The following is a 22,960-nucleotide window of genomic DNA, read 5'->3' on the forward strand; positions in this document are numbered from 1 at the left end:
TTAAGATAAACAATATCCAATTGAGCCCAACTATGCAAACCTCATTTTTAAAATAATAATTGCGAATTTGTAACTAAACACTAAATTTGTTTATGTGCTAGGTCCATAATTGTTTATCAGACGCTCTTTATTATTTTTTATGAGCTTCATGATAAAACAACTTTATAATTATACTATTCTAAGTTTCAAAATCATCATCACATAATTATAATAAGTAATTTTGACATAGCACAAATAGTACATTTTTCTACTATTCAATCTTTTGATAATTATTCTTTAATATATACTGACCAATGGAAGTGATATCTAGAACTGCTACCCAACTTTGTGATCTATACGAAATCACCAAAGAAGACATTGAAGCTGTACATGAATTTAAGCCTGTAGCCATTGATAAAATTCCAGAAATGGTAGACTCATGGTATAGTTGGCTGAAAACTACGGCTGAATTTCAAGAGTACTTTGCCGATCCATCAACTTTGCATCGAGTTCAAAAACTTCAGTTGAGCTTTTGGGAAGAATTTTTTGATGCAAACATCAATGACCAATATGTCTCAAGCCGAAAAAGTGTTGGAGAAGTACATGCTAGAATTGGATTATCACAAGAAATATACCTAGCAGGTGTAGATCATTTTCTAAGTTTATTTATTGAAATTCTTTTGGCTCAAGATTGGGACAATGCAAAAATTAATAAAACAAGAAGAGCTTTAAATAAAATAGCTCACTTGGATATGACTATCATTGTACAAAGTTATGAGCATGTGGTCAACCAAAAAATTACGGCCCAAAGTAAAACTTTAATGGCCATGTCTACTCCTGTCACCCAACTTTGGGATGGACTATTACTTTTACCTGTAGTAGGACTTATTGATTCAAGAAGGGCACAAGATATTATGGATAATACCTTAAATCACATTTCACAACATCATGCACAAAGCTTTATTTTAGATATTTCTGGTGTGGCTGTAGTGGATACCGCAGTAGCAAATCACCTGATCAAGATTACAAAAGCGACCAAACTTATGGGGTGTGAATGTATTATCTCTGGGCTATCGCCGGCTGTTGCTCAAACCATTGTTGAACTTGGAATTGATGTAGGAACCATTAGAACGACGGCCAATTTAAAAGCAGCGATAGGAATTGCTTTTCAAAAATTGAATATGAAAATTGTTAAACAATAGCTTCCATGAGTAATTGGGTAAAATCTGGAATTCCAATTCAGTTACATAGTCAATGTGTGATTGCATCGTTCCAATTGGACCTCCAAAAGGACTTATTAAAATTATTTCAGCAAGAATTATTGGATGAGATTGTAAAACACAATCACATCAAAGGTATAATATTCGATTTATCAGGATTGGATATTATTGACTTGATGGATTTTGAACATCTCCGCTCTATCATTAATATGATTAAATTAACGGGATACGATACTGTAATCTCAGGTTTAAGGCCTACTGTCGTTTCCTCCTTGATCATGATGGATGCAGACATTGACAATCTTTTGTCTGCCATCAGTTTGGATGAAGCAGTGGTTATTTTAGATACTAAAAAATGACAATTAGTATTAGATCAGAAAACGATGTGCACTATGCTCAACATGAAGGTGTTGAATATGCAAAAAGTATAGGAATGGAAACTTTAGACACTACTAAAGTTTCAATCATAATATCTGAGCTAGCTCATAATATTATAAAGTATGCACGAAAGGGTTTTATTCGTTTTTCTAAAGTAACAAATGAAATTAATACTGGAATTTTAATTGAAGCAATAGATAATGGCCCTGCAATTCACGATATTGAGAAGGCACTGAAAGATAATTACTCAACGGGTGGTTCATTAGGTTTAGGTCTACCAGGAATCAAAAGAATTTCTGATGACCTGATTATTCATTCATCAAAAGAAAAAGGAACACATATCAAAGTAACATATTGGAAAAAATAAATATTGATATTGGAGGTTATACAAGACCGTTTGTTGGTGAGCATAAAAATGGGGATGCTATTTTTATTCATCAAAAAGAAGATTTCTGTTTTTTTGCAATAATAGATGGAATTGGTCATGGTCAACCTGCATTTGAAATTTCTTCAAAAATAAAGGAATTTCTCACTCGAAATATCAGTATCAACATTTCCAAAGTGATACAAGATACTCATCAATATATGTTAGGTTGTGAGGGTGCTGCATTAGGAATTGGCGTTATTGATCATCATTACCTTTACTTTGGTAGTTTAGGTAATATTTCCTGTAAGATACTCAATACAGAAAATGTTGAACTACTGTCTACTGATGGGTTGTTGGGTGTACGTGGAAGAACAGTAAAAGTAAGTCATAAAGTACTACAAGATAAAGACCTCATACTCTTGCACAGTGATGGTTTGGACTCCTCCTTTACTAATCATCAGTTTAAAAATTATCATTTATTCTCAAGTGAAATTTTGGCTAAAAAAATTATTAAGCAATGGGGATCAATGTTTGATGATGCTTCTCTTATTGCCGTAAAAATTAAGAAATGATGGATCAAGAATTTAGTAGACAGCAAATAGCCTCTGAACAAGATGTCGTCAACTTAAGAAAAAAAATATATCAAGCTTTCTTAATTTGTTTTGATGATAATAGCTTCTCAGTGAAAGTCACTACAATGCTTTCGTCTTTACTCAAAAAAATGATCATTGATCATCAGCAAGTATATTTAGATACTGAAATTATTATAGCTGGTGATTATGTGAAATTAGTGAAGATTAGAGTTTTCGATCCTTTTTATGCAATTGCTAAAGAAATACCTGACATTTATCTACATCATGTCGAACTAGCCATTAAAGATGACCTTTTGGAAATAGTAATTGATAAAATGTTTCCTGTAGAAAGGCTGGAAGATGCTGTCGTCACTTTTAATGAAAGGTCTAGGGATGAGTTATTATTTGAATTGCAATCGAAAAATAAAGATTTACTAGAATCTTACGAAAATCTAAAAAAAGCCAAAGACAATAGTGCAAGAATGGAAAGTGAACTTGCTGTAGGCAGAAATATTCAGATGAGTATGCTTCCTACCGATTTTCCTACTAATGATAATGTTGATTTGCACGCTAAACTTGTTCCAGCTCGTGAAGTTGGAGGGGATTTTTATGACTTTCAGATTATAGATGATAATTACCTTTATTTTGTTGTGGGGGATGTTTCGGGGAAAGGAGTTCCTGCTGCCTTATTAATGGCAATGACAAAATCTTTACTAAGAAGTGTAGCCATCACTGAACATTCAACAAGTCAAATAATCACTCATGTAAATACCGAAATCGCAAAGGAAAATAAAAACAACATGTTTGTGACTATCTTCCTAGGTTTATTGAATATTAAAACGGGTGAATTTACGTACACCAATGCAGGGCACAACCCCTCTTATATACTGTCCGAAGATAGTAAGCCAGTAAAGCTGACCGAAAGACATGGACCTGTGGTAGGTGCTCTAGAAGGTTTTGAATACAGTGAAAGTACCTTGCAGTTAACCTCTGGTCAACTGATTTTTGCCTATACAGATGGTGTTACAGAAGCTCAAAATACTCAACGAGAACTGTACTCTGATGAAAAATTACTCAAATTAATAGAAACAATTAAGGGGCAATCATTAATTTCAATCGTTGATACTGTTATTCAAGAGGTAGGGTTACATGAGAAAGGATCAGAACAAGCAGATGATATCACAGTACTCAGTGTTAAATACTCAAAGAAAAGTGATCCTGACTTCTTTTTACAGTTTAAAGCTAATTACAATGACAAAGAAGAATTAACATCTCAATTACAATCCTTTTTCTTAGATAATAAATATAATGTAACCGTTATACAAAAGGTTCAAATAATAATGGATGAATTGATCAGTAATATTATCAATTATGCTACTGTTGAAGAAAAAAATACCGATATTCAATTAAATGTTTTCTTATTAGAAAATAAAAGTGGAATAAAAATACAATTACTCGACAATGGTATTCCTTTTAATCCTTTAGAAAAAGAAGCCCCCGATATTAGCTTACCTGTTGAAAGTAGGCCGATTGGAGGTTTGGGAATACATATTGTGAAGAGTCTTGTAAGTACTATTACTTACGCAAGAAACGATAGTCAAAATAAAATTACGTTATTATTAAAGGTATAACACATGGAAATAGAAGTAACCAATGTAAAAGACATCTTTGTAGTACATGTCAATGGATTCATGGATGCAAGTACTTCACCCATTGTAGAAAAAGAAGTGTTAAAGCTGATTGATGAGGGAAAAACAAAACTTTTGCTCAACTTAAAAGATGTTTCATACATGAGTAGTTCTGGACTAAGAGTTTTTCTTGCCGCCTCTAAAAGTATAAAAGCTGTTCAAGGTAAATTTATTGTTTGTGAAGCAAATGATGTTGTACAGGAAATTCTTAAGATTTCTGGTTTTGACCTAATCATTGAGGTACAAGATAAATATGAAGAGGCTATTTTAAGTTTCTAATCTGAATCGATCATTCTCCTCAATTCAATTTTGAGAAACAAAAATAAAGCTCCCCGACTACACGGAGAGCTCTCTTTTTACAATTAGGTTTTCATTACCTCTCACTGAGGTAAATACGTAGGGGCTTAATTTTAACTTCTTCGAAGCCCGTAGTTTGAGAAAAAGTCAAGGGTACTTCCACTTTTTCTTTCATAGTGTCATTTAAAACAACTGACTTTTTTTCGCTTTTATACGTTAAGCCTCCAGCGATAAAAATTGACGCTACAAGAAATAACGCCAAGCAGCAAATAATTAAAACGCTTTTAATCATAAAAAGTATTTAGGTTGGTCTACTACCAATATGCAAAAAATACAATTTGATCAAAAGAATTATAATTGATTATGCAATGATTACTTCTATAAGTACAATTCAATGTGTATAATGCCATCTCAAGTGGTGCTGGTTCATGATACCATTTATCACAAGTGAATCTTTTTCTAAATTCAATTTTTCGATTTTTTGGTCCAGTATAATGGCCGTGGACATTGTAAACAAAGTTATCAAACAAATAACAACCAGTTTTCTTTTGGAGTTTGGGGTCAAAGCTGACATAATAGTAATTGTATAATTAAATATTGCCTCTACTACCATTTATATACAGGTTCAGTTCATCCGCTTTTAGCGATGAAAGTAAGTTTTGCAGGCATACTTCTACTTTAAGTTGATCTTTTTGAATTTATGATGATCATTTATTTCACTTAAAAAGAGCTAAAAGTACCCCTACTTCACTATATCAAGAAAAAAGTTACTGAAAATAGTATTACATTAGCTGTGTAATTTTTGATCGGAAAATTAAACTTAAAATTACATTTAAACTCCCAATATCATTATGACAAGCTTTATTAAGTACGCATTATCGATTATCCCATTCTTTATTGTCATTTCATGCAATCAATCACCTAAGCTCGTTTTACAAGCTGATGAGGTCATTCAACTTGAGCAGCAAGAAGTTTTAAAATTCAATAAATTTGATGGTCTTTCTCCATTATTTACTCATAAAGATGATACGCTGAGAGTGATCAATTTTTGGGCTACTTGGTGTAAACCTTGTGTAAAAGAACTCCCCTATTTCCAACAGCTTGATGAAAAATTCAAAAAGAATGGAGAAAAAGCCAAAGTAATTCTGATTAGCCTTGACATGAATGAGAAAAACTTGTCAAATTATATCAAAAAAAAGAACCTCACAACCTCCACATTATGGTTGGATGATCCTGATGCAAATGCATGGCTAGGTAAGGTCAATGAAAATTGGGATGGTGCAATTCCAGTTACTTTAACCATCGATAAAAATAAAACCGTTTTTCATAACACGGACTTTCATGATTATGAAGAGCTAGAAAAATTTATATCAAAGTAAAACATAGAACCTCAGAAGATTGCAAAAAGACAATCATTCTACAGGTTACATCTTCTAAACTTTAATTTACTTTTTATCAAAATAATTTCTTTAAAATGAAATATCTTAAACTCTTTGTCTCATCCTTATTAATCGGAGCTACAATTGGTTGTTCAACTCCTCAAAACAAAGAAGAATCTTCAACTGAAACAGTAAAAGCGACGGCACTTACTCCAGCAAAAAAAGCGGGATTAAGTATTGGTGATGAAGCAACTGCTTTTAACCTTAAAAATGTAGATGATCAAATGTTCGGTCTTAACGATCTCAAAGACAATAAAGGAGCAGTTGTGATTTTCACTTGTAATCACTGTCCTTATGCAGTTGCTTATGAAGATCGTATTCTTGCTATTGATCAAAAATATAAAGCATTAGGTTACCCTGTTATTGCGATCAACCCGAACGATCCTGAGCAACAACCGGATGACTCGTTTGAGAAAATGAAAGTAAGAGCTGAAGAAAAAGGTTTTACTTTCCCGTACTTATTTGATGAAGGTCAGAAAATTTACCCTGCTTACGGAGCGACTAAAACTCCTCATGTTTTCTTATTAGAAAAAGAAAATGAGAAGTATTTTGTGAGATACATCGGCGCAATTGATGACAACTACAAAAGTGCTGAAAATGTAAAAGTTACATATTTAGAAAATGCTCTTGATGCATTGTTGAAGAATAAAGAAGTTGCTGAAACGACTACAAAAGCAGTGGGTTGTTCTATCAAAACTTCAAAAGGATAATGAAAAATGGATTGATAGAAGAGAACGTCAATTCAAATCAAATTACGTTTCTTTTCTCTTAAGTTAGTACTCCATTTTCTTTGATGGCGGTACTTAAATCCATCAAAATTTCATAAATTTAAGGTTGTAATTGACTTTCCGTCATTACAACCTTTTTTATTTTTTCAGCTTAAGACAAATTGATGAGAAAAAAAGTAAACATATTTCCTTTTTCCTCTTTTGTACTCTTATTTTTTATGGCATTAGGCTATTATATCAATGTCAATCAAGAGGCCCATAAAAAATTCGCCCCATACCTTCAGAGAGGTATTGATTTTACTTTAAACCTTAAAGATTATGTAGAGTCTCCTTTTTATAAAAATTTCAAAGGGTATGGTGTAAAACTACCTGACAATTATTCAGTCCATGGTATTGATATTTCTCATCATCAAAAACTTATTGATTTTCAGAGGGTATCCGCTTTTTATGCTCAAAATACTTCGATCAAATTTGTGTATGCAAAAGCAACAGAAGGTAAAGACCACAAAGACAGACACTTTGATCGTAATAGGAAAGAAATTAGAGAACACCATCTTTTATTTGGAGCCTATCATTTTTTTAGACCTAAAACTTCAGGAAAAGAACAAGCGGAATATTTCATCAAAACAGTGGGAACGCTTGACCCAAGTGACTTAGTACCTGTTGTTGACATAGAGGTATTAGACGGTGTAGACCCTAGCCTAATGAGAGATCGTCTTGAAGAATTTGTGTTAAGGGTGGAAGAAGAATATGGAGTAAAACCTATGATCTATACTGGAGACTCTTTCTATAAGGACTATTTTAAAGGACACTTCAGAAAATACAGAGTTTGGATTGCCAATTATGGTCAGTCTACGAAAGCTCCAAAAGCTCGTTGGACCATGTGGCAACATACTCAAGAAGCAAACATTGATGGGATTCCAAATAAGGTGGATATGAATGTTTTTGATGGTAACTGGGAGAAATTTCAGAAAAGTCTATTAATTGGTCATCAAAAAGGGTATAAACAACTCAGTAGTAGCAAATAATTATCCTTTAGAATTATTACAATTACAATTTAGCGGTTTGACATTTTTTGAGAAATGGTTCTTCTAAATTTGCATATTTCATGTACTACCCTATCAAAAATATGCAATACAAAAACCTAATTTCTTTTGTTTTAATAGCGTTAATCGCACTTTCGAGTTGTCAAAAAGATTCATTTGATCATGATCTTCCAGTCATCGATGGCAATGTGGCGTTAAATATTATTTCAGATTATAGAAAACCTAATAATGCGAGGAATGAGCCTGATTATATTTTTACTGATGCAAAAATTGCATTAGATGAAATCACATTCTTACAAAAAGACACAAGCAACTCAAATGCACATTTTGAGGGACCCTTCATTTGTGATTTAATCGAAAATACTACTACGCCTCAACTACCGTATGGTAATATAGAAGTAGGACACTATCAATTATTTCAATTGGATATTGTAGAGCATCTAGAAAATAACTTGTCGATTGACATATATGGTAATTATCATCCAAATGGAGTGGTTATACACCCTTTTCATTATTCTTCAACGCTAGAAGAGACAGTTACTATACTTCAGCAAGTTGGTATTGACATCGTTCAAGACTCCCTACATCAAGTAGCCATTATTGTTGATCTGGCTGCAATTTTTGATGATATTGATTATGAAAGTGTCCACTATGAAGAAGACGGTTTTTTAGATTTTAATGCTGATGAAAACACTGTGCATCACGAAGGCATTACAAATCGTTTTATGGAAAGCTTTAGAGTACACCAAGTACGATAATAATACAACAAAAGGCACTCATTTTTTAATGAGTGCCTTTTGTCTATTTTATGAAATGGAAATTAACTGTTTACCATTCAATCACTTTCTTATCTCTGAAAAACTTGCCATTTAAGTTCGGGTCTTCTAGCTCGGCTAACCAAATAATCGTTTCTGCACCTTCTTCCGGCGTCCTTGGTGCACTAGCTCCACCCATATCGGTTTTTACCCAACCCGGACAAACAGAATTAATCAAAATATCATTTCCGTTGATCTCATGTGCAAACTTTATGGTCAATACATTTAAGGCAGTCTTAGAGATACTGTAACCTGGAGTTCCAGCCCCCATTTCGTTCATTGCCCCTGATCCGCTTGAAACATTCACAATTCTACCGTATTTGTTTTTTTTCATCATGGGTAAAAATGCTTTAATCATTTTCCAAGGGCCGAAGACATTCGTTTCTATTGTCTCGTGTACTTCTTCCAAATCGGCATTAAGCGCCGTCTGCCAGGTATCATAATTGATGCCCGCATTATTGACTAATATATCTAACTGAGAGTATTTTTTATCAATATATTCTTGTAACTGAAGTATACTTTCATCATCAGATACATCTAAGGTATGATAGTCTACATCTCCAAATACGCTCAAATATTTTACTGCTTTTCTTCCATCAATTTCTTTCCTTGATGTCACAATTACTTTATGTCCTTTTAATAAGAGGCCTTTTGCAACAGCAAACCCAATTCCACGGTTGGATCCTGTCACTAATGCAATTTTCTCGTACATATTTCTGATAATTTCTATAGTGTATGTTTTTACATACACTATAATTCGATAGTGTTTAGTTTGTGTTTAAGAGCAAAGGTAAAAAATAAAATGTTAGAGCGTACTCTTAAAATGTTTTCTTTACGTATAAGCCCATCATTTGAGGCTGCATTATCGGCATAAATGCTGTACCTGAACCGTCAGCTCTTTTTGTTCTTAACTTTTTATGGATATGAGGTACAAAAACACCTGTTAAAGCACCTACAGCACAACCCGTGATTACATCGGTGTAGAAATGTTTGTATGCTCTAGTTCTGTAGTAACCTACTAATGCAGGAGGAATAAAAGCTGCGACATAAACACCAATCTTGGCTCCGGTTGACCATTCAGGGTGATAATCTGTAAGTACCTTGGCTGTAAAGAAAGTGCCACAAGCTGTATTAGAAGTGTGACCACTGAAAAAAGAACGTTCATTATTATTGTCCGTTAATTCTGCATCAGGCACATCTGGATGACCTTGCATATACGCAATTGGTCTGTACCTTCTAAAAACACCTGGGCCTAAATAATTATAGATATTTACGGCAATCATCTGTGTCTCCAAATACATTAAGGATACTTCTACCCAATCTTTTCTAATCTCCTCATCAAAAAACAATGTAAAAGGTAGCACTACCGAAACATAAAGTCCCCAATCCGTAAAGTTATGTGAATCTTCTCTTTCTTCAACAGGATGATCAAATACATGACGATCAAAAGCATTGACTGAGCTTTGTCTCAGGTTTTTTATATCGTTTAAATTTAATTCAGGGCGGTTATTCAACATACGAATCCCAAGATAATTAGCTAATAAGCCAGCCGCTGCAATACTCCCTGTTGTTACTGGGGGAGCATAATACACTTTGGAATGTGATTTATACCATTTTACTGAGTCTGCTTTTTGTGCAAATGAAAGGGTAGAATATGATAAACATAAAATAAAAAAAACTAATCTTGTCATGTTCAATAGATGAGATTGAAAAAAATGATGATTTGAGAGGGTGTTAAAAACTTTGGTTGAAGTAAAAAATCACCCTTGGACAGAATCCTAGAGTTTGAATCTATTAATTTTTTTAATAAAGTACTATTCTTCTTTTATGAATATTTAAAAAACTATAAATTATTAGAGTAATGAGGTTCTTTAACTACAAACTTAACCATGTAATATTTTGTTTAGACAAATTATGTATTTTTGTTTAACTTTGTAATAGAAATACAAATTTAGTTTCAATGAAGCGATGTATTCTCTATTTTTATATTTCTATTCTTATCTCAACTTTAAAATAAGTGAATTTGAAATACATTTTACTACTATTTATTATCACTACGTCTTTAACATCTTGCGCTCAATCAAAAAATGAAACAAAAGGACGTTTTGATACACCAAAAAACAAGTGGTTTCTTCCTCACCAATTAGAAGAAATATCAGGTCTTGCCTGGCATTCTAAAAACACGATTGCCACCATCAATGATGAAAAAGGAAAAATATATCTATATAACATTAAGAAAAAAGAAATTGTAAAAACAATCTCTTTCGGAAAGAAAGGAGATTATGAAGGTATAGCTTATGCTAAACCCTTCTTTTATGTCATCAACAGCAAAGGAAAACTATATTTTGTCAACGAAGAAAATGGCAATGTAGATAAATTTCAACTTCCTTTTACAGTTGAAAATGATGTGGAAGGACTTTGTACTTTTGGTGATAAACACCTTCTCGTAGCACTAAAAGGAAGAGGTGGGCTAAACGGTAAAAAAGCAGATTATAAAGGTATTTATAAGGTGAGCATTGAAGACCCTTCTGATGTAAAATTGGCTTACAAGATTCCTAAAGGAAAAAGTACTGGACCATCAGGCGTGTTCTATGATGAGAAAAATAATGAGGTTATTGTACTATCTCATCGATCGAAAGAGATATTTTTCATCAATGCTGCTTCAAATGCAGATAGTGCTACTTCAGGCAAAGTTAATAGCAGTTCAGATGGAAATATTAAAACCGTAAAAATTAAAAGAAGTATTTTTGAACAACCTGAAGGAATCTGTATTTCTCCTGATGGGCGTTTATTTATTTCTAATGAGATGGGGAATAATTTAAAGGGTAATCTACTTGAATTTTAACATGAAAAAATTAATCTACTTTTTAAGCTTCTACTCTATTTTTTGTGTGAATGCCTTTGCTCAAGATCATACTGTTTACTTGATTGGTGACGCTGGCTTAGCATCTGAAGAAGATGTGGTACTTCGTTCATTTTTTGAGAAAATTAATCAGTCAGATCAAAAGAATAGTACTGTCATCTTTCTTGGCGATAATGTCTATCCACATGGTTTAGAGAATGTTGGAGAAAAGAGACGTATAGAAGGTGAAGAGATCCTAAAGGCCCAATTATCACCTCTAAAATCCTTTGAAGGAAAGGTTTTCATGGTTCCTGGTAATCATGATTACAACAGAGGGAAAAAAAATGGTTTAGAACGATTAAGAAATCAAGAGAAGTTTGTGAATGGTATTTTAGGAGATTCTACACTTGCTCCTTTTGATGGTTGTCCAGATCCTGTTGAAATTCCACTCAATGATAAAGTCACGCTTCTTTTAATAGATACGCAATGGCTGATCTTTGATTACCCTGAAACAGCAGAATACAACGGCTGTCAATACAGAAGTGTAGATGAAGCTTTAATTGCATTACAAGATATTGTTGCTAGAAATAAGGATAAAAAATTAATCGTCGCAGGGCATCATCCCGTGATCACATATGGTGAACATGGAGGTGTTTTCACTGCTAAAGATCATATTTTCCCATTGACCTCATTTGCATCATGGGCCTATTTGCCACTGCCTGTTGTTGGTTCAATTTACCCAATTGCTAGAAAATCAGGAGTCAACAGACAAGATTTGGGCAATAAAGTCAATCAAAAAATGACTTCTTCGTTCCAAAATATCTTCAAGAGCCATCCTAACATTATTTATGCAAGTGATCATGAACATACGTTACAATATAACCTTAAAGACAATGTACACTATATTGTTTCTGGTTCGGGTTCAAAGACGTCTCATGTAGTACAAGGGAAGTATTCAAAGTTTGCTCAAAGTACAAATGGATTTAGTACCGTAACTTTTAAAGAAAGTGGTGCAACTAACATTCAATATTTTGATGCAAACAAAGAATTGTTCAACACTTCGTTCTTACCTAAAGAAGTGCCAGTTGTAGCGAGTGTGAAACAAGTTGAATTTGCAGACAGTGTGATTGTCCCTGCCAGTACTCAATATGCAACAAGTGCCTCTCAGCAAAAATGGATGGGAGAAAACTACAGAAATGAATGGGAAACACCTATCAAAATGCCTGTCTTTGATTTATCGAAATTCAAAGGAGGCGTAAAAATTGTTCAAAGAGGTGGTGGTATGGCTACACTATCCTTTAGGCTTCAAGACTCATTAGGCAATCAATATACCTTACGTTCTATTGATAAAAATCCAATTAAAGCTATTCCTGCTGAATTAAAAGAAACAATAGCGAAATCAGTAGTTCAAGACCAGATCTCAGCGGCACACCCCTATTCTCCTTTGACGGTACCAATTATGGCTGATGCAATTGGCATTTATCACGCTAACCCCAAAGTAGTCTATGTTGGTGATGACCCACAATTTGGGATATATCAAGAATTAGCAGCGAATAAAGTTTACATGTTGGAAGAAAGGCCTTCAAAAAATACAGGTGACATTGAAAGCTTTGGAAACGCCAAAAAGATTTATAGTACTATAAAAACTGTAAAAAAACTCAGAGAAGACAATGATAATTATACTGATTATATGTTTACGCTCAAATCGAGATTGTTTGACATGTTGATCGGTGATTGGGACAGACATGATGATCAATGGCGTTGGGCAGCTTTTAAACAAAAAAAAGGCAGAAAAATGTTCCGACCGATACCTAGAGATCGTGATCAAGTTTTCTTCCTTAATGAAGGTATTATTCCAAATATTGCTTCTCACAGATGGGTATTACCAAAGTTTGAAGGTTTTGATGAAGAGATGAATTGGGCTCCTGGGTTTAACTTTAACGCCAGATATTTTGATCGATATTTCCTTGCTCAGGCTAGCTTAGACGATTGGCTGGCACAAGCACAGTTTATACAAGAAAATATCACTGATGATGTAATTCTTGAAGCACTACAATACTTACCTAAGGAAATTAAAGATTTTCATCATGATGAAATCTTTGAGGTATTGAAAGCAAGAAGGGCACAACTACCTGCTATTGCTAAAGAATATTATTTACACCTTTCCAAAAACGTATCTGTACTTGGTTCTGACAAGATGGAGCAGGTAGTTATTGAACGTTTAGAAAACGGTTTTACAGAAGTCACATTAAAAAAGATTTCTAAAAAGGGAAATATTCAACAGACATTATATCATAGAGTATTTAACCCTAAGGAAACAAAAGAAATTCGAATTTATGGTTTCGGCGGTAAAGATACATTTATCTTCAAGGGAAATCATAAGAGTAAAATCAAAGTAAGAGTTGTTGGTGGAAATGGTGAAGATACTATAGAGGATACTACTGATAAAAAATCATCTAAAAATATCTTATTGTATGACACTAAAGACAGTACAAACATTGTCCATAAAGGTGGAGCTGTAAAGAAAAAGCTTTCTTCAAAGTCAGGTGTAAATAATTATAACCGAACTGAATTTAAGTTTAACTCTATACTACCATTATTATATGGTGGCTACCTTCCTGACGATGGAGTACAACTAGGAGGAGGTTTTATTTTTACCAACCATAGTTTTAGGAAAATTCCTTTTGCATCAAAACATACTTTATATGGTGCAGTTGCTACTGCAAATGCTGGTGCTTTCAAACTAAAATATAAAGGACAATTTACCGATGTATTGGGTAATTCTGATCTTGTGGTTCAAGCAGAGCTTCGTTCTCCTAAAAACTCCAATTATTATGGATTAGGTAATGAGACAGTGTTCAACAAAGAAAATGGCGTTGATTATTACAGATTTTTGTACATATACCATAAAGTCAATACTCACTTTCTTATTGAATTCAACAAAAGCGTAAACATAAAACTTGGAGGAACGTTTATACATACAGATGTCAGTAATGATAAATACTTACAAGATCGATACTTTGTAGAATCTGGTGATTACCTTTTATTTGAAGATGCACTCGATCCACAAAATTATTTTGGTCCTGCAATAAGTTTTGAAATTGATAAACGTGATAATAGTTTACTACCGAAAAAAGGTGGGCATTTTGAAATTGGAGGTATGGCACTTCGCAATTTCAGCAATGACAACCTAAATTATATCAATTTAAATGGTCAATTTACTTATCATTACACATTTAAGTTACCTACAGATCTAACATTAGCTTACAATGTAGGTGGTGGCACCAATTTCGGTGATTACCATTATATAATGGCTAATAAAATTGGAGGAAATAAAAACATGAGAGGTTTCAGAAGAGACCGTTTTTATGGAGATGCTAGTTTGTATAACAGCCTTGATGCTCACCTTGATATTTTTAAATTTAAAAATAGTATCATACCTTTCACTTTTGGAGTCATTGGATTCTATGATTTTGGTAGAGTTTGGTTGGAAGGAGAATCATCAAACAAATGGCATGAATCATACGGAGGGGGTATTTATATTGCTCCAGTTGATAAAATAGCTCTTTCCTCAGTCGTAGGTGCATCTGATGAACGTTTAAATGTATATTTCAACATAGGCTTTAGTTTTTAATACCATGGAAATGACTGATATAAATTTTGATAAGTTGATCGCTTCAGCATCTGAGTTTGCTAAACAAAATATTCAAGATCTTCCTTATCATAATATAAAACACACTGAGCATGTTGTTCGTGCCGTTCGTGAAATTGGTGAAAACGAAGGGGTTGACGAAAAAAACATCTATCTTTTAGAGATTGCAGCATGGTTTCATGATACTGGTTATACGCAAGCAAGTTGTAGCAATCATGAAGCTAACAGCTCAAAAATCTGTAAAGAATTCTTGGATGAAAAATTATCTAACGAGGACATTAAAGTAATTCAGGAGTGCATCATGGCTACACAGCTTCCACAAACTCCAAGAAACTTAATGGAGCAAATCATTTGCGATGCAGATCTAGCACATTTAGGTAAAGAAGATTTTAACACATTCTCGGAAGCCTTACGTCAAGAAAAATCTGAGATCCTTGAAACTGGAAATATCTCCAAATCTCAATGGTTAATGATGAATGCAAGGTTTATGACAGACCATAGGTATTTTACAAACTATGCTAGAACGCACTATGGACCTCGCAAAAGAGAATATTTACAATCTATTTTAAAGGAGGCTGAAACAATCATTGAAGATGTTGAGCCTAAACCAGAAAAAGAGAAAAAAAAGAAAAAGAAAAAGAAAGCACCTTCAGAGCCTACTGAAATGCTAAACGGAGTACCAATGCTTACTAAGCCTAGAAGAGATATTGAATCAATGTATACCACTTTGGCTAGAAATCAATTAGGTTTAAGCTCCATCGCCGATCGAAAAGCAAGTACTTTGCTTTCCATTAACTCCATCATAACTTCTTTCGCAATTGGTTATCTTTTCAGAAAAATTGATGAGTTACCCGAACTGCTTTGGCCAAGTTTAACTTTGGCAATTACAGGTTTAGTTTCTGCCATTTTAGCTGTTTTGGCAACTAGACCTAATGTAAAAAAGCATTTAAAGAAAGATAAAAAGGATCTGAATTTACTTTTCTTTGGAGATTTCGTAGATTTGGAACTAGAAGAATACCAACAACTATTAAGAGAAGCCACCTTATACCCTGAACAAGTGTATGATAAACTTAGTAAGGACGCCTATTACTTGGGCAAGGTGCTTGACCTAAAATACAAGAAAGTTAGAAATGCATTCAATTTCTTTATGGTTGGTATAACTATTTCCGTGATCTCGTTTATTATCACTTTCTCAGTGTACTAACCAACTAACCCATGCAATATTTAAAAAATCGCTATCAATTCGAAAAATATATCAAAGGATATCTCATTTCGAGTGCCTTTTGGTATGTTATAAATGCCTTGTATCTTCTAATAAGATATGATGCACTACAGTTCTATAATCGTTTTATTGATAATAATGAGTTTTTCATTATCCACAGTGAGCTAAAGTTTGCATTACTTGCTAATGCAGTACTTGCCTTATTTTTAGGATGGTTTTCCTGGAATTTTTATTTCTTCTTAGATAAAAGATCCAAACTAAAATCCTGGAAAAGAGGTCTATTAATCTTTGCCATTGTATCTGTAGAGACTTCATTATTATTAAGTATTGGAGATTATATGGGTAAAAACATTTACCCTGAAGGACTTCCCTATTTTAATGAGTTATCACAACAAAGCTTCGTTATTTATGCTATTTACGTTATGATGGCAGGGGCTTTAATCAACTCATTGTTCCAATTAAAGGATATACTTGGTCCTGAATTATTTCAAACCGCATTAAAAGGAGATTATTATACTCCAAAAGAAGAACATAGAGTTTTTATGTTTTTAGACTTATATAACTCAACTTCTATTGCGGAGTGTTTAGGCCACATGAAATATAGTCGATTAATACAAGATTGTTACCGTACAATGACGGACCCAATTAGCTTTTCAAAAGCCTCGGTTTATCAGTATGTCGGTGATGAGATTGTCTTGACTTGGCCACTAGAAAAAGGAATTAAAAATAACCGTTGTATACAATTATTCTATGATATAGACGCTACTCTAAAAAGCCGTAGAGATTACTTTATGGAAAAATATGGTGTAATGCCAGAATTTAAAGCCGGTATTCATGCTGGTATCGTTGCTACCTCTCAAGTAGGTGTTATTAAAAGAGAAGTCGCCTATCATGGTGACACTGTTAATGCGACATCAAGATTACAAGAAAAGTGTAAAGAACTTGGCTACCAAGTTTTAATGTCAGAAGATGTCGTTAACTTATTGCATTCTCAATTTAAAGAAGTGGGCACTCACCAATTCAGAGGTAAAAAACAACCTCTTAAAATCTTCACCACTGAAGATAAACCTCATGCTAATTCATTTACACATGAATGTCCATCTATTGAAAGTACAGTCAATGCACTACTTCCGAAAAAAGTGGATAGCTCGATAGAGAGAATATAACACTGCTTATCATTTCATAAACATCAATGTGTTTTGAGATAAACACTAAGACGAAAAATTATAACGAAACCTGAGTTTAATTCAAATGCATTTAAGCTATAGATAATTTTAAACAGGTGTTTAATATTGGGATTTTGGTAAATCTATTCATCCAAAAGAGAGGTCTTTTGACTTGATGGGCTTATCAAAATCCTTTCTTTTTTCTTATAGCTTGAGTAATGTTATCGGAATAAGAGTTTGAAATTTGATGATGATCAGCCTAAAAATCATTGAATGAAAATTTAATTTGCGCCTCTATTTTTAGTAGAAAATCATAGTAAACTTTACCAATTACCCGTATAAATAACACTTTAATTATTAACAATTAATACTATAAATTCCAACGTAATTAAGTTAATAAATATCCATAAGTAACTGATAAAGAATTACATTTGCTGTCAAATTGTATCAAAAAGTGAAAGAAATTAGATAAAATACCTTACAAATAATTACAAAACTAACTTTTTAAAGAAATGAGCTTTCACAATTGTTTACAATCAATTAATTTTACCAAAGTTTTGTCACTTTAACTATTTTTTATGAACAAGCTACTAACCTATTCACTAATAGGACTACTTTCATTTATGCTGTTTTCATGCTTTCAAGAAGAAGTAGTAACAGAAGGATGTATCATCGACCCCGGTTTTCTTAATTTAGAAAATAAATTTGCTGCTGAACTTGCTATTTTAAATAGTGAAGAGGCAACATGTGAAGAAAAGACAACCGCAGGCAACACTATTACAACATTTTTTGAAGAAAATGAGGATTGTATTAATGAAGCTATCGATTACTATTATGATTCAGAAGATGAATTAGAAAAAGCTGAACAACTAAAGGCTAAATATGAAACTACAATTCCAATGCTGAAAGAAATGGCATTGGTAACCTGTTCATAATTTGGGCCAAGAAAGCTAACACAGTATCCCAAGGATAGTATAGAAATCAATTTTATCTACCTTGGGATTTTTCTTTTTACAATTTCCCATAATCTTTTTCAACCAATGCAATTCTGGTTTTGAAAGTCGTATACCATTTACTATTACCTTGCTGACGAGCTAAAGAGTGTTCCAAATTGAATTTCCAGTTTTTAATACTTTTCAAGTCTTTCCAATATGAAACTGTAATACCAATTCCATCTCTTGCCGATTCAAAACCTAGAAAACCATCTTGTTGTTTAGCTAATTCAACCATTCTTGTGGCCGTTTCCTCATATCCTTCTAACTCTTCTGAAGTAATAGAAGTAAAAATAACTGCATAGTAAGGTGGCTGTGGTGTGTTTGCTATTTCCATAATAAAAAAAAGTGTTGAAACTTTACATTCCAACACTTGTTATATTTAATATTCAATTAAAGAATTAATCTGATATCCTTCTAGTTTCTTTTTTCCATTGAGGAAAGTTAAATCAATCAGAAAGTCCAGCTGGACGATCTCCCCTCCTGCTTTTTCTACCATTTTCACTACAGCTTCAGCAGTACCTCCTGTGGCCAATACATCATCATGTATCAAAACCTTATCTCCTTTTTGGATCGCATCTACATGCATTTCCAAAACATCTGTTCCATACTCCAATTCATATTCCTGAGAGATAGTTTCGTAAGGTAATTTGTTTGGTTTTCTCACAGGTACAAATCCAGCACCAATTGCATTGGCAATTAAGGGACCGAAGAAAAAGCCTCTTGACTCCATGGCCACTACTTTATCAATCTTTTTTCCTTCTACCAATTTCACAAATTGATTAACTCCTTCTGAAAGTGCTTCAGGATTTAATAAAAGTGTAGTGATATCCTTAAAACCAATACCAGGCTTAGGAAAGTCTTGTACGTCTCTGATGTATTCCTTTAAATTCATTTTTGTCAAATTTTATCGATTTTTAAAATTACAATAAAATTACCTTGGATAAAATTTGCCTTAAAATTATTAAGAGTATGTTGAAAATTCCTCACTATTGTAAGCTTTTGGGATGTATGTGTGGCTCTTCGCTTTTTATTTTCTTGATAGGCTTTTGGATCGCTAAATTATTAGGATATGCCACATCAAATCCATCTTCTGTTAAAATACGAATATTGAAGAGAGTGATATTAATGATTTTTCCTTCTATAGAGTTCTCTCCTCCATCTTGAATTCTAATATGATCTCCTATTTTAAAGGGATAAGCAAAAAATAATAAGATAGAGGCTGTAATATTACTCAAAAGTGACCATTGTGCCACAAATGCAACTCCTAGAAGGGTAAAAATTGAAGAAATAAATAGAGAAACACCTTGTATAGAAACATCCCAAATACTAATTAAAACTACGACGACCACAATTATATAACCCGCAGTAAAAAAGTTGCTCACGTAGACTTTTCTATGATCAGAGAAACCCTTTTCATCTGCTATTTTCGTCAAATACCTGCTTGTCACCCCTAATAATGTAATCAGTGATAAAAGAACTCCAAGGGTGATTAATATTTTAGTTTCTAAACCGTCCATCGTTTTGTACTATTAATTTTCAAAAAATGATTGCAACCCTATTAAAACATGATTGACTGCAACCGCTGACAAAATTAATCCCATTACTCTACTTATTAAAGCTGCACCACTGTTACCTATTCTATGGAATATTTTTGAGGAAAAAAGCATAAAAATCCATGCTAAAACCATTACCATAAGCATGATTAATGAAGTGAAGAACTGTTCTTGCAAACTATATTTACTTTTTTCTGTGAGAAGCATTACTGCTAAAATTGCTCCCGGGCTTGCTAAGGAAGGCATAGCTAAAGGAAAAATTGCAACATCTTCTTTCTGATCAATATGCGAAATCTCCTCTTCTGGTTTACTTGCTCCAAAAATCATTGTTAAAGCAAATAAGAAAAGTACAATACCACCAGCAATTTGAAAATTAGACATTGGAATTTTTATCACCTCCAAAATGATCTCACCCACTGCTATAAAAAACAGTAATACTCCACTAGCCGCAAAAGTAGCTTTTTTAGCAATCGTCACTTTTTGATTACGATCCATATTGGCAGTGACAGCTATAAAAACAGGTAGGGTTCCAATGGGATCAATCACAGTGAAAAATGCAATAAATTTTGTAAAGAACAGCTGAAACATAAAATTATTAATTTATCAATTCGTGTAACGTGATAAAGATTAAAGTAGGTATTGATGGGAATACGATTTATTTCACTCCCCATCTTTATCGGTACAACAATCTCATTATGAATTTGTTTTGTACACCATTTAACTAATACTGATGGAAAGGAAACAACAAGAGAGTTTCAAGCTTTTTATAACACCAATCAAAATTTATTTTCCCTTGAAACTCTCTCAAACAAATGATAAAATAACCACTTGTTTTTATCAGTCGTGATTCTTATTTCTGAAGCATAGTAATATCTTTAAATCTGAATTCTTGATAACCTTCTTCTGCCTTTTTAAAATATGCTACTTTTGTCTTTTCAGCTTGAAGTAATGTTACTTTGTAAACCGCTACTTGTTCTGTTGATGTTGGCTGTATTACAGTCCTTTTGATGACCTCACAAGCAGGTTTTATATTTGTGAAATTGGCTAAAATTTCAGCTGGGAAAGTCGCATTTGAATGTTCCGTAATAATGAGAAAGGCTTGTCCAGTAAGATTATAATACCTCGTCTCTATCGTATCATCAAGTAAAAGAACTACCTCATAAGCATCTTCATCAATTAGATATTCTGAAACCTCTTGATACACAGAAAAATAGTCTTCTTCAATTTGTTCAAAGCTTACCATAGAAATGCCTTCCAAGTAAGCATGAGGTTCTGTATTATAAATACCTTCTACAATCTCTTCTGCTATTTTTTCTGAATCATCCATTATATCCTCTGATAAATACCTTTTCTGGGCAAATATTGAGTGGGATACTAACATCATAAGAATCGTAATTTGAACTATCGTTTTCATCTAAATATATTTTTTTGTTATTGATAAGATGATAAACGACTGTAGTGGACTTTATTTTATACAAAAAATGGCTATAAGCATATAATATTCTACTAATTCTAAAAGAGGAAATTGAACATATTCAATACACTATCAATTCATTTTCTTTAAAACAGAAAAAGTAACTAATTCCTAAACAGGTATCAGTTACTCCATATCATTCAAAATGTGATCTTATATTTTTTGGGTTATAAAAAAGAGGGAATAGTAATTGGGTAAATTGATCATTACAATCAAAACTATCTATCGTCTTTATCTATTTCTAATTTTATCAATCTTAGGTTAAAACGTTTTATTGAACCTTATACAAGAACATTAATCCGTTTTGATAACTTTTACTTTCTTTCTGTGAAAGGGTAAATTGTCCCTCACTATTTTGTAGGACTTGTACGCTGTGTAAGAAGTCTAACTTGATACCATAGGAAGATCCATTTTTTATATCGTTATCGGAATACAATTCAAAATCAAAAGAAGGATTATCTACCCTTAGATTATATTTGTTTCCGGTATGATCTACCAAATAATTACCTTCTTGTTTAATTGTTAATGTTGCAAGCCGCCCAATTTCACCTACATCTACAAAAATATCCTCCCATAAAACGGTATCTTTTGACACAAAACTCAACAAGTCAATGCTACGTTTTGAAGATGGCCTATGATAAAGTGTGTCGTTATTAATAGGTAATTGAAAAGAAATAATGTTGACACAAATCGAGTCAAAATCCATAAATGCTTGATGTATATTACCCTGCCCATCTTTACTTTCTAATCCCGTAGATTGTATATCCACCATTAAAGTGGTTGTACTTTGAGCTACATACTGTTTCTCATATATTTTATAGGAACAGATCGCAAAAGTGATCATTATAAGAGCTATTAAAAACTTTTTCAAAACCACTCAATTAGAATTGAAATCTTACCATAAGTGCAAAGTCTCCTGCATCAAAATGAGAATGATTCGCCAACCACCAAGTAGGTCTCCAATCAAAACCTACAGCTATTGGAGCACCCGAAAATGCATATTGTACACCAAGATTACCTCCTAGACCAAACGGAGACCAGTCTTCAAAACGAACCGCCATACCAGCACCTCCATACACTGACAAGCCAGGCGCTGAACTTACATTAAACATCCAATCATAATACATTGCCAATTGGAAGTTATGAGTAAAGGTACCCGTGAAGTGTAGTCTGTTTTTATTCAAATTGTAAGTCATATCAATACCAACATCTGAAAGAAAACGAAGACCTAACTCAATTTTTCCTTTTTTACCACCATTCATATCAATTGTCCCTTGTGGCGTTTGGAATAAGTAGGTTTTATCAATTGCTCCATCTGAATTTTTAATATTCCCCAATTCTACGTCTGAAGCTTTAGCAAAATGAACTATTGCTGACATTAAAATCAAAAGTGTAATTCTAATTTTCATTGTTATAGTGTTATTTGAATAATGAATGTTTCACTGTTATCGAGTGACATTATTCTTAAACTCTATTTTTGAAATGCTTATTTTAAAAAAACAGCTACCTTTGATCAAAAAACGATTA

The 22,960-nt window shown here is 33.1% G+C and carries 24 protein-coding genes; 15 read left to right on the forward strand and 9 right to left on the reverse strand.

Annotated features, from left to right (window positions below; translation table 11 throughout):
* Positions 1 to 293 precede the first annotated feature (293 nt).
* From PL77_RS18790 to PL77_RS18845, 10 genes are all read left to right on the forward strand, one after another.
* A complete protein-coding gene (locus PL77_RS18790) occupies positions 294 to 1,181 on the forward strand; it encodes a protoglobin domain-containing protein (RefSeq protein ID WP_044208791.1) in 888 nt (295 codons plus the stop codon).
* Positions 1,182 to 1,186: 5 nt separating this feature from the next.
* The gene (locus PL77_RS18795) at positions 1,187 to 1,558 is read left to right on the forward strand and encodes an STAS domain-containing protein (protein ID WP_044208794.1); all 372 of its coding nucleotides are present in this window, start codon (positions 1,187 to 1,189) and stop codon (positions 1,556 to 1,558) included.
* Positions 1,555 to 1,944, forward strand: coding sequence for an ATP-binding protein (locus PL77_RS18800; RefSeq protein WP_044208797.1), 390 nt, complete (start codon positions 1,555 to 1,557; stop codon positions 1,942 to 1,944). Before PL77_RS18795 ends, PL77_RS18800 begins: the two co-directional genes overlap by 4 nt.
* Positions 1,932 to 2,516, forward strand: a complete 585-nt coding sequence (locus tag PL77_RS18805; RefSeq protein WP_044208799.1) for a SpoIIE family protein phosphatase — start codon at positions 1,932 to 1,934, stop codon at positions 2,514 to 2,516. Before PL77_RS18800 ends, PL77_RS18805 begins: the two co-directional genes overlap by 13 nt.
* Entirely contained in the window at positions 2,513 to 4,147 is a 1,635-nt protein-coding gene (locus PL77_RS30815; protein ID WP_052444552.1) for a SpoIIE family protein phosphatase, read from the forward strand. Before PL77_RS18805 ends, PL77_RS30815 begins: the two co-directional genes overlap by 4 nt.
* Before the next feature lie 3 nt (positions 4,148 to 4,150).
* Positions 4,151 to 4,483, forward strand: a complete 333-nt coding sequence (locus tag PL77_RS18815) for an STAS domain-containing protein (RefSeq protein WP_044208801.1) — start codon at positions 4,151 to 4,153, stop codon at positions 4,481 to 4,483.
* Between the two features lie 869 nt (positions 4,484 to 5,352).
* On the forward strand, positions 5,353 to 5,880 hold the full coding sequence (locus tag PL77_RS18830) for a TlpA disulfide reductase family protein (RefSeq protein ID WP_052444553.1): 528 nt from the start codon (positions 5,353 to 5,355) through the stop codon (positions 5,878 to 5,880).
* A 95-nt stretch (positions 5,881 to 5,975) separates the two neighbouring features.
* On the forward strand, positions 5,976 to 6,650 hold the full coding sequence (locus PL77_RS18835; protein WP_044208808.1) for a thioredoxin family protein: 675 nt from the start codon (positions 5,976 to 5,978) through the stop codon (positions 6,648 to 6,650).
* A gap of 182 nt (positions 6,651 to 6,832) precedes the next feature.
* The gene (locus tag PL77_RS18840; RefSeq protein ID WP_052444554.1) at positions 6,833 to 7,696 is read left to right on the forward strand and encodes a glycoside hydrolase family 25 protein; all 864 of its coding nucleotides are present in this window, start codon (positions 6,833 to 6,835) and stop codon (positions 7,694 to 7,696) included.
* Between the two features lie 80 nt (positions 7,697 to 7,776).
* Entirely contained in the window at positions 7,777 to 8,472 is a 696-nt protein-coding gene (locus PL77_RS18845; protein ID WP_044208811.1) for a hypothetical protein, read from the forward strand.
* A gap of 70 nt (positions 8,473 to 8,542) precedes the next feature.
* Here PL77_RS18845 and PL77_RS18850 read toward each other — a convergent pair whose 3' ends face one another.
* Positions 8,543 to 9,241, reverse strand: a complete 699-nt coding sequence (locus PL77_RS18850) for an SDR family oxidoreductase (protein WP_044208814.1) — start codon at positions 9,239 to 9,241, stop codon at positions 8,543 to 8,545.
* 106 nt (positions 9,242 to 9,347) lie between these two features.
* Positions 9,348 to 10,220 (reverse strand): phosphatase PAP2 family protein, encoded by an 873-nt coding sequence (locus tag PL77_RS18855; protein WP_044208817.1) that lies wholly within the window; start codon positions 10,218 to 10,220, stop codon positions 9,348 to 9,350.
* A gap of 332 nt (positions 10,221 to 10,552) precedes the next feature.
* Here PL77_RS18855 and PL77_RS30820 point away from each other — a divergent pair, with 332 nt between their 5' ends.
* The 5 genes from PL77_RS30820 to PL77_RS18880 all read left to right on the forward strand — a co-directional run bounded on the left by PL77_RS30820 (position 10,553) and on the right by PL77_RS18880 (position 18,346).
* Entirely contained in the window at positions 10,553 to 11,374 is an 822-nt protein-coding gene (locus tag PL77_RS30820; RefSeq protein ID WP_172665902.1) for an SdiA-regulated domain-containing protein, read from the forward strand.
* Position 11,375: 1 nt separating this feature from the next.
* Positions 11,376 to 15,005 (forward strand): metallophosphoesterase, encoded by a 3,630-nt coding sequence (locus PL77_RS18865; RefSeq protein ID WP_044208820.1) that lies wholly within the window; start codon positions 11,376 to 11,378, stop codon positions 15,003 to 15,005.
* 10 nt (positions 15,006 to 15,015) lie between these two features.
* The gene (locus PL77_RS18870; protein ID WP_156152428.1) at positions 15,016 to 16,227 is read left to right on the forward strand and encodes a Pycsar system effector family protein; all 1,212 of its coding nucleotides are present in this window, start codon (positions 15,016 to 15,018) and stop codon (positions 16,225 to 16,227) included.
* An 11-nt stretch (positions 16,228 to 16,238) separates the two neighbouring features.
* The gene (locus tag PL77_RS30825) at positions 16,239 to 17,411 is read left to right on the forward strand and encodes an adenylate/guanylate cyclase domain-containing protein (RefSeq protein ID WP_052444557.1); all 1,173 of its coding nucleotides are present in this window, start codon (positions 16,239 to 16,241) and stop codon (positions 17,409 to 17,411) included.
* A 578-nt stretch (positions 17,412 to 17,989) separates the two neighbouring features.
* On the forward strand, positions 17,990 to 18,346 hold the full coding sequence (locus PL77_RS18880) for a hypothetical protein (protein ID WP_156152429.1): 357 nt from the start codon (positions 17,990 to 17,992) through the stop codon (positions 18,344 to 18,346).
* Between the two features lie 76 nt (positions 18,347 to 18,422).
* Here PL77_RS18880 and PL77_RS18885 read toward each other — a convergent pair whose 3' ends face one another.
* From PL77_RS18885 to PL77_RS18915, 7 genes are all read right to left on the reverse strand, one after another.
* Positions 18,423 to 18,740, reverse strand: coding sequence for an antibiotic biosynthesis monooxygenase (locus tag PL77_RS18885; RefSeq protein ID WP_044208827.1), 318 nt, complete (start codon positions 18,738 to 18,740; stop codon positions 18,423 to 18,425).
* 45 nt (positions 18,741 to 18,785) lie between these two features.
* A complete protein-coding gene (locus tag PL77_RS18890) occupies positions 18,786 to 19,298 on the reverse strand; it encodes an adenine phosphoribosyltransferase (RefSeq protein ID WP_044208831.1) in 513 nt (170 codons plus the stop codon).
* A 94-nt stretch (positions 19,299 to 19,392) separates the two neighbouring features.
* Positions 19,393 to 19,923: a mechanosensitive ion channel domain-containing protein gene (locus tag PL77_RS18895; RefSeq protein WP_044208834.1), complete on the reverse strand. Its 531-nt coding sequence runs from the start codon at positions 19,921 to 19,923 to the stop codon at positions 19,393 to 19,395.
* Positions 19,924 to 19,935: 12 nt separating this feature from the next.
* Positions 19,936 to 20,547, reverse strand: a complete 612-nt coding sequence (locus PL77_RS18900; protein WP_044208836.1) for a MarC family protein — start codon at positions 20,545 to 20,547, stop codon at positions 19,936 to 19,938.
* Positions 20,548 to 20,809: 262 nt separating this feature from the next.
* Positions 20,810 to 21,373: a hypothetical protein gene (locus PL77_RS18905; protein WP_156152430.1), complete on the reverse strand. Its 564-nt coding sequence runs from the start codon at positions 21,371 to 21,373 to the stop codon at positions 20,810 to 20,812.
* A gap of 331 nt (positions 21,374 to 21,704) precedes the next feature.
* Positions 21,705 to 22,277 (reverse strand): hypothetical protein, encoded by a 573-nt coding sequence (locus PL77_RS18910; RefSeq protein WP_044208842.1) that lies wholly within the window; start codon positions 22,275 to 22,277, stop codon positions 21,705 to 21,707.
* 37 nt (positions 22,278 to 22,314) lie between these two features.
* Positions 22,315 to 22,842: an outer membrane beta-barrel protein gene (locus tag PL77_RS18915; protein WP_156152431.1), complete on the reverse strand. Its 528-nt coding sequence runs from the start codon at positions 22,840 to 22,842 to the stop codon at positions 22,315 to 22,317.
* Positions 22,843 to 22,960 lie beyond the last annotated feature (118 nt).

It is taken from the genome of Flammeovirga sp. OC4 (genome assembly GCF_000812565.1).
Classification (GTDB): Bacteria; Bacteroidota; Bacteroidia; order Cytophagales; family Flammeovirgaceae; genus Flammeovirga.

What these genes read in the sequence shown, in the direction of transcription:
- PL77_RS18850 (WP_044208814.1), bottom strand. Translation starts at nt 9,241, where the DNA reads ATGTACGAGAAAATTGCATTAGTGACAGGATCCAACCGTGGAATTGGG.
- PL77_RS18880 (WP_156152429.1), top strand. Translation starts at nt 17,990, where the DNA reads ATGAACAAGCTACTAACCTATTCACTAATAGGACTACTTTCATTTATG.
- PL77_RS18845 (WP_044208811.1), top strand. Translation starts at nt 7,777, where the DNA reads ATGTACTACCCTATCAAAAATATGCAATACAAAAACCTAATTTCTTTT.
- PL77_RS18890 (WP_044208831.1), bottom strand. Translation starts at nt 19,298, where the DNA reads ATGAATTTAAAGGAATACATCAGAGACGTACAAGACTTTCCTAAGCCT.
- PL77_RS30815 (WP_052444552.1), top strand. Translation starts at nt 2,513, where the DNA reads ATGATGGATCAAGAATTTAGTAGACAGCAAATAGCCTCTGAACAAGAT.
- PL77_RS18895 (WP_044208834.1), bottom strand. Translation starts at nt 19,923, where the DNA reads ATGGACGGTTTAGAAACTAAAATATTAATCACCCTTGGAGTTCTTTTA.
- PL77_RS18885 (WP_044208827.1), bottom strand. Translation starts at nt 18,740, where the DNA reads ATGGAAATAGCAAACACACCACAGCCACCTTACTATGCAGTTATTTTT.
- PL77_RS18835 (WP_044208808.1), top strand. Translation starts at nt 5,976, where the DNA reads ATGAAATATCTTAAACTCTTTGTCTCATCCTTATTAATCGGAGCTACA.
- PL77_RS18900 (WP_044208836.1), bottom strand. Translation starts at nt 20,547, where the DNA reads ATGTTTCAGCTGTTCTTTACAAAATTTATTGCATTTTTCACTGTGATT.
- PL77_RS18840 (WP_052444554.1), top strand. Translation starts at nt 6,833, where the DNA reads ATGAGAAAAAAAGTAAACATATTTCCTTTTTCCTCTTTTGTACTCTTA.
- PL77_RS18865 (WP_044208820.1), top strand. Translation starts at nt 11,376, where the DNA reads ATGAAAAAATTAATCTACTTTTTAAGCTTCTACTCTATTTTTTGTGTG.
- PL77_RS18905 (WP_156152430.1), bottom strand. Translation starts at nt 21,373, where the DNA reads ATGAAAACGATAGTTCAAATTACGATTCTTATGATGTTAGTATCCCAC.
- PL77_RS18910 (WP_044208842.1), bottom strand. Translation starts at nt 22,277, where the DNA reads ATGATCACTTTTGCGATCTGTTCCTATAAAATATATGAGAAACAGTAT.
- PL77_RS18870 (WP_156152428.1), top strand. Translation starts at nt 15,016, where the DNA reads ATGACTGATATAAATTTTGATAAGTTGATCGCTTCAGCATCTGAGTTT.
- PL77_RS18790 (WP_044208791.1), top strand. Translation starts at nt 294, where the DNA reads ATGGAAGTGATATCTAGAACTGCTACCCAACTTTGTGATCTATACGAA.
- PL77_RS18800 (WP_044208797.1), top strand. Translation starts at nt 1,555, where the DNA reads ATGACAATTAGTATTAGATCAGAAAACGATGTGCACTATGCTCAACAT.
- PL77_RS18815 (WP_044208801.1), top strand. Translation starts at nt 4,151, where the DNA reads ATGGAAATAGAAGTAACCAATGTAAAAGACATCTTTGTAGTACATGTC.
- PL77_RS18830 (WP_052444553.1), top strand. Translation starts at nt 5,353, where the DNA reads ATGACAAGCTTTATTAAGTACGCATTATCGATTATCCCATTCTTTATT.
- PL77_RS30825 (WP_052444557.1), top strand. Translation starts at nt 16,239, where the DNA reads ATGCAATATTTAAAAAATCGCTATCAATTCGAAAAATATATCAAAGGA.
- PL77_RS18915 (WP_156152431.1), bottom strand. Translation starts at nt 22,842, where the DNA reads ATGAAAATTAGAATTACACTTTTGATTTTAATGTCAGCAATAGTTCAT.
- PL77_RS18855 (WP_044208817.1), bottom strand. Translation starts at nt 10,220, where the DNA reads ATGACAAGATTAGTTTTTTTTATTTTATGTTTATCATATTCTACCCTT.
- PL77_RS18795 (WP_044208794.1), top strand. Translation starts at nt 1,187, where the DNA reads ATGAGTAATTGGGTAAAATCTGGAATTCCAATTCAGTTACATAGTCAA.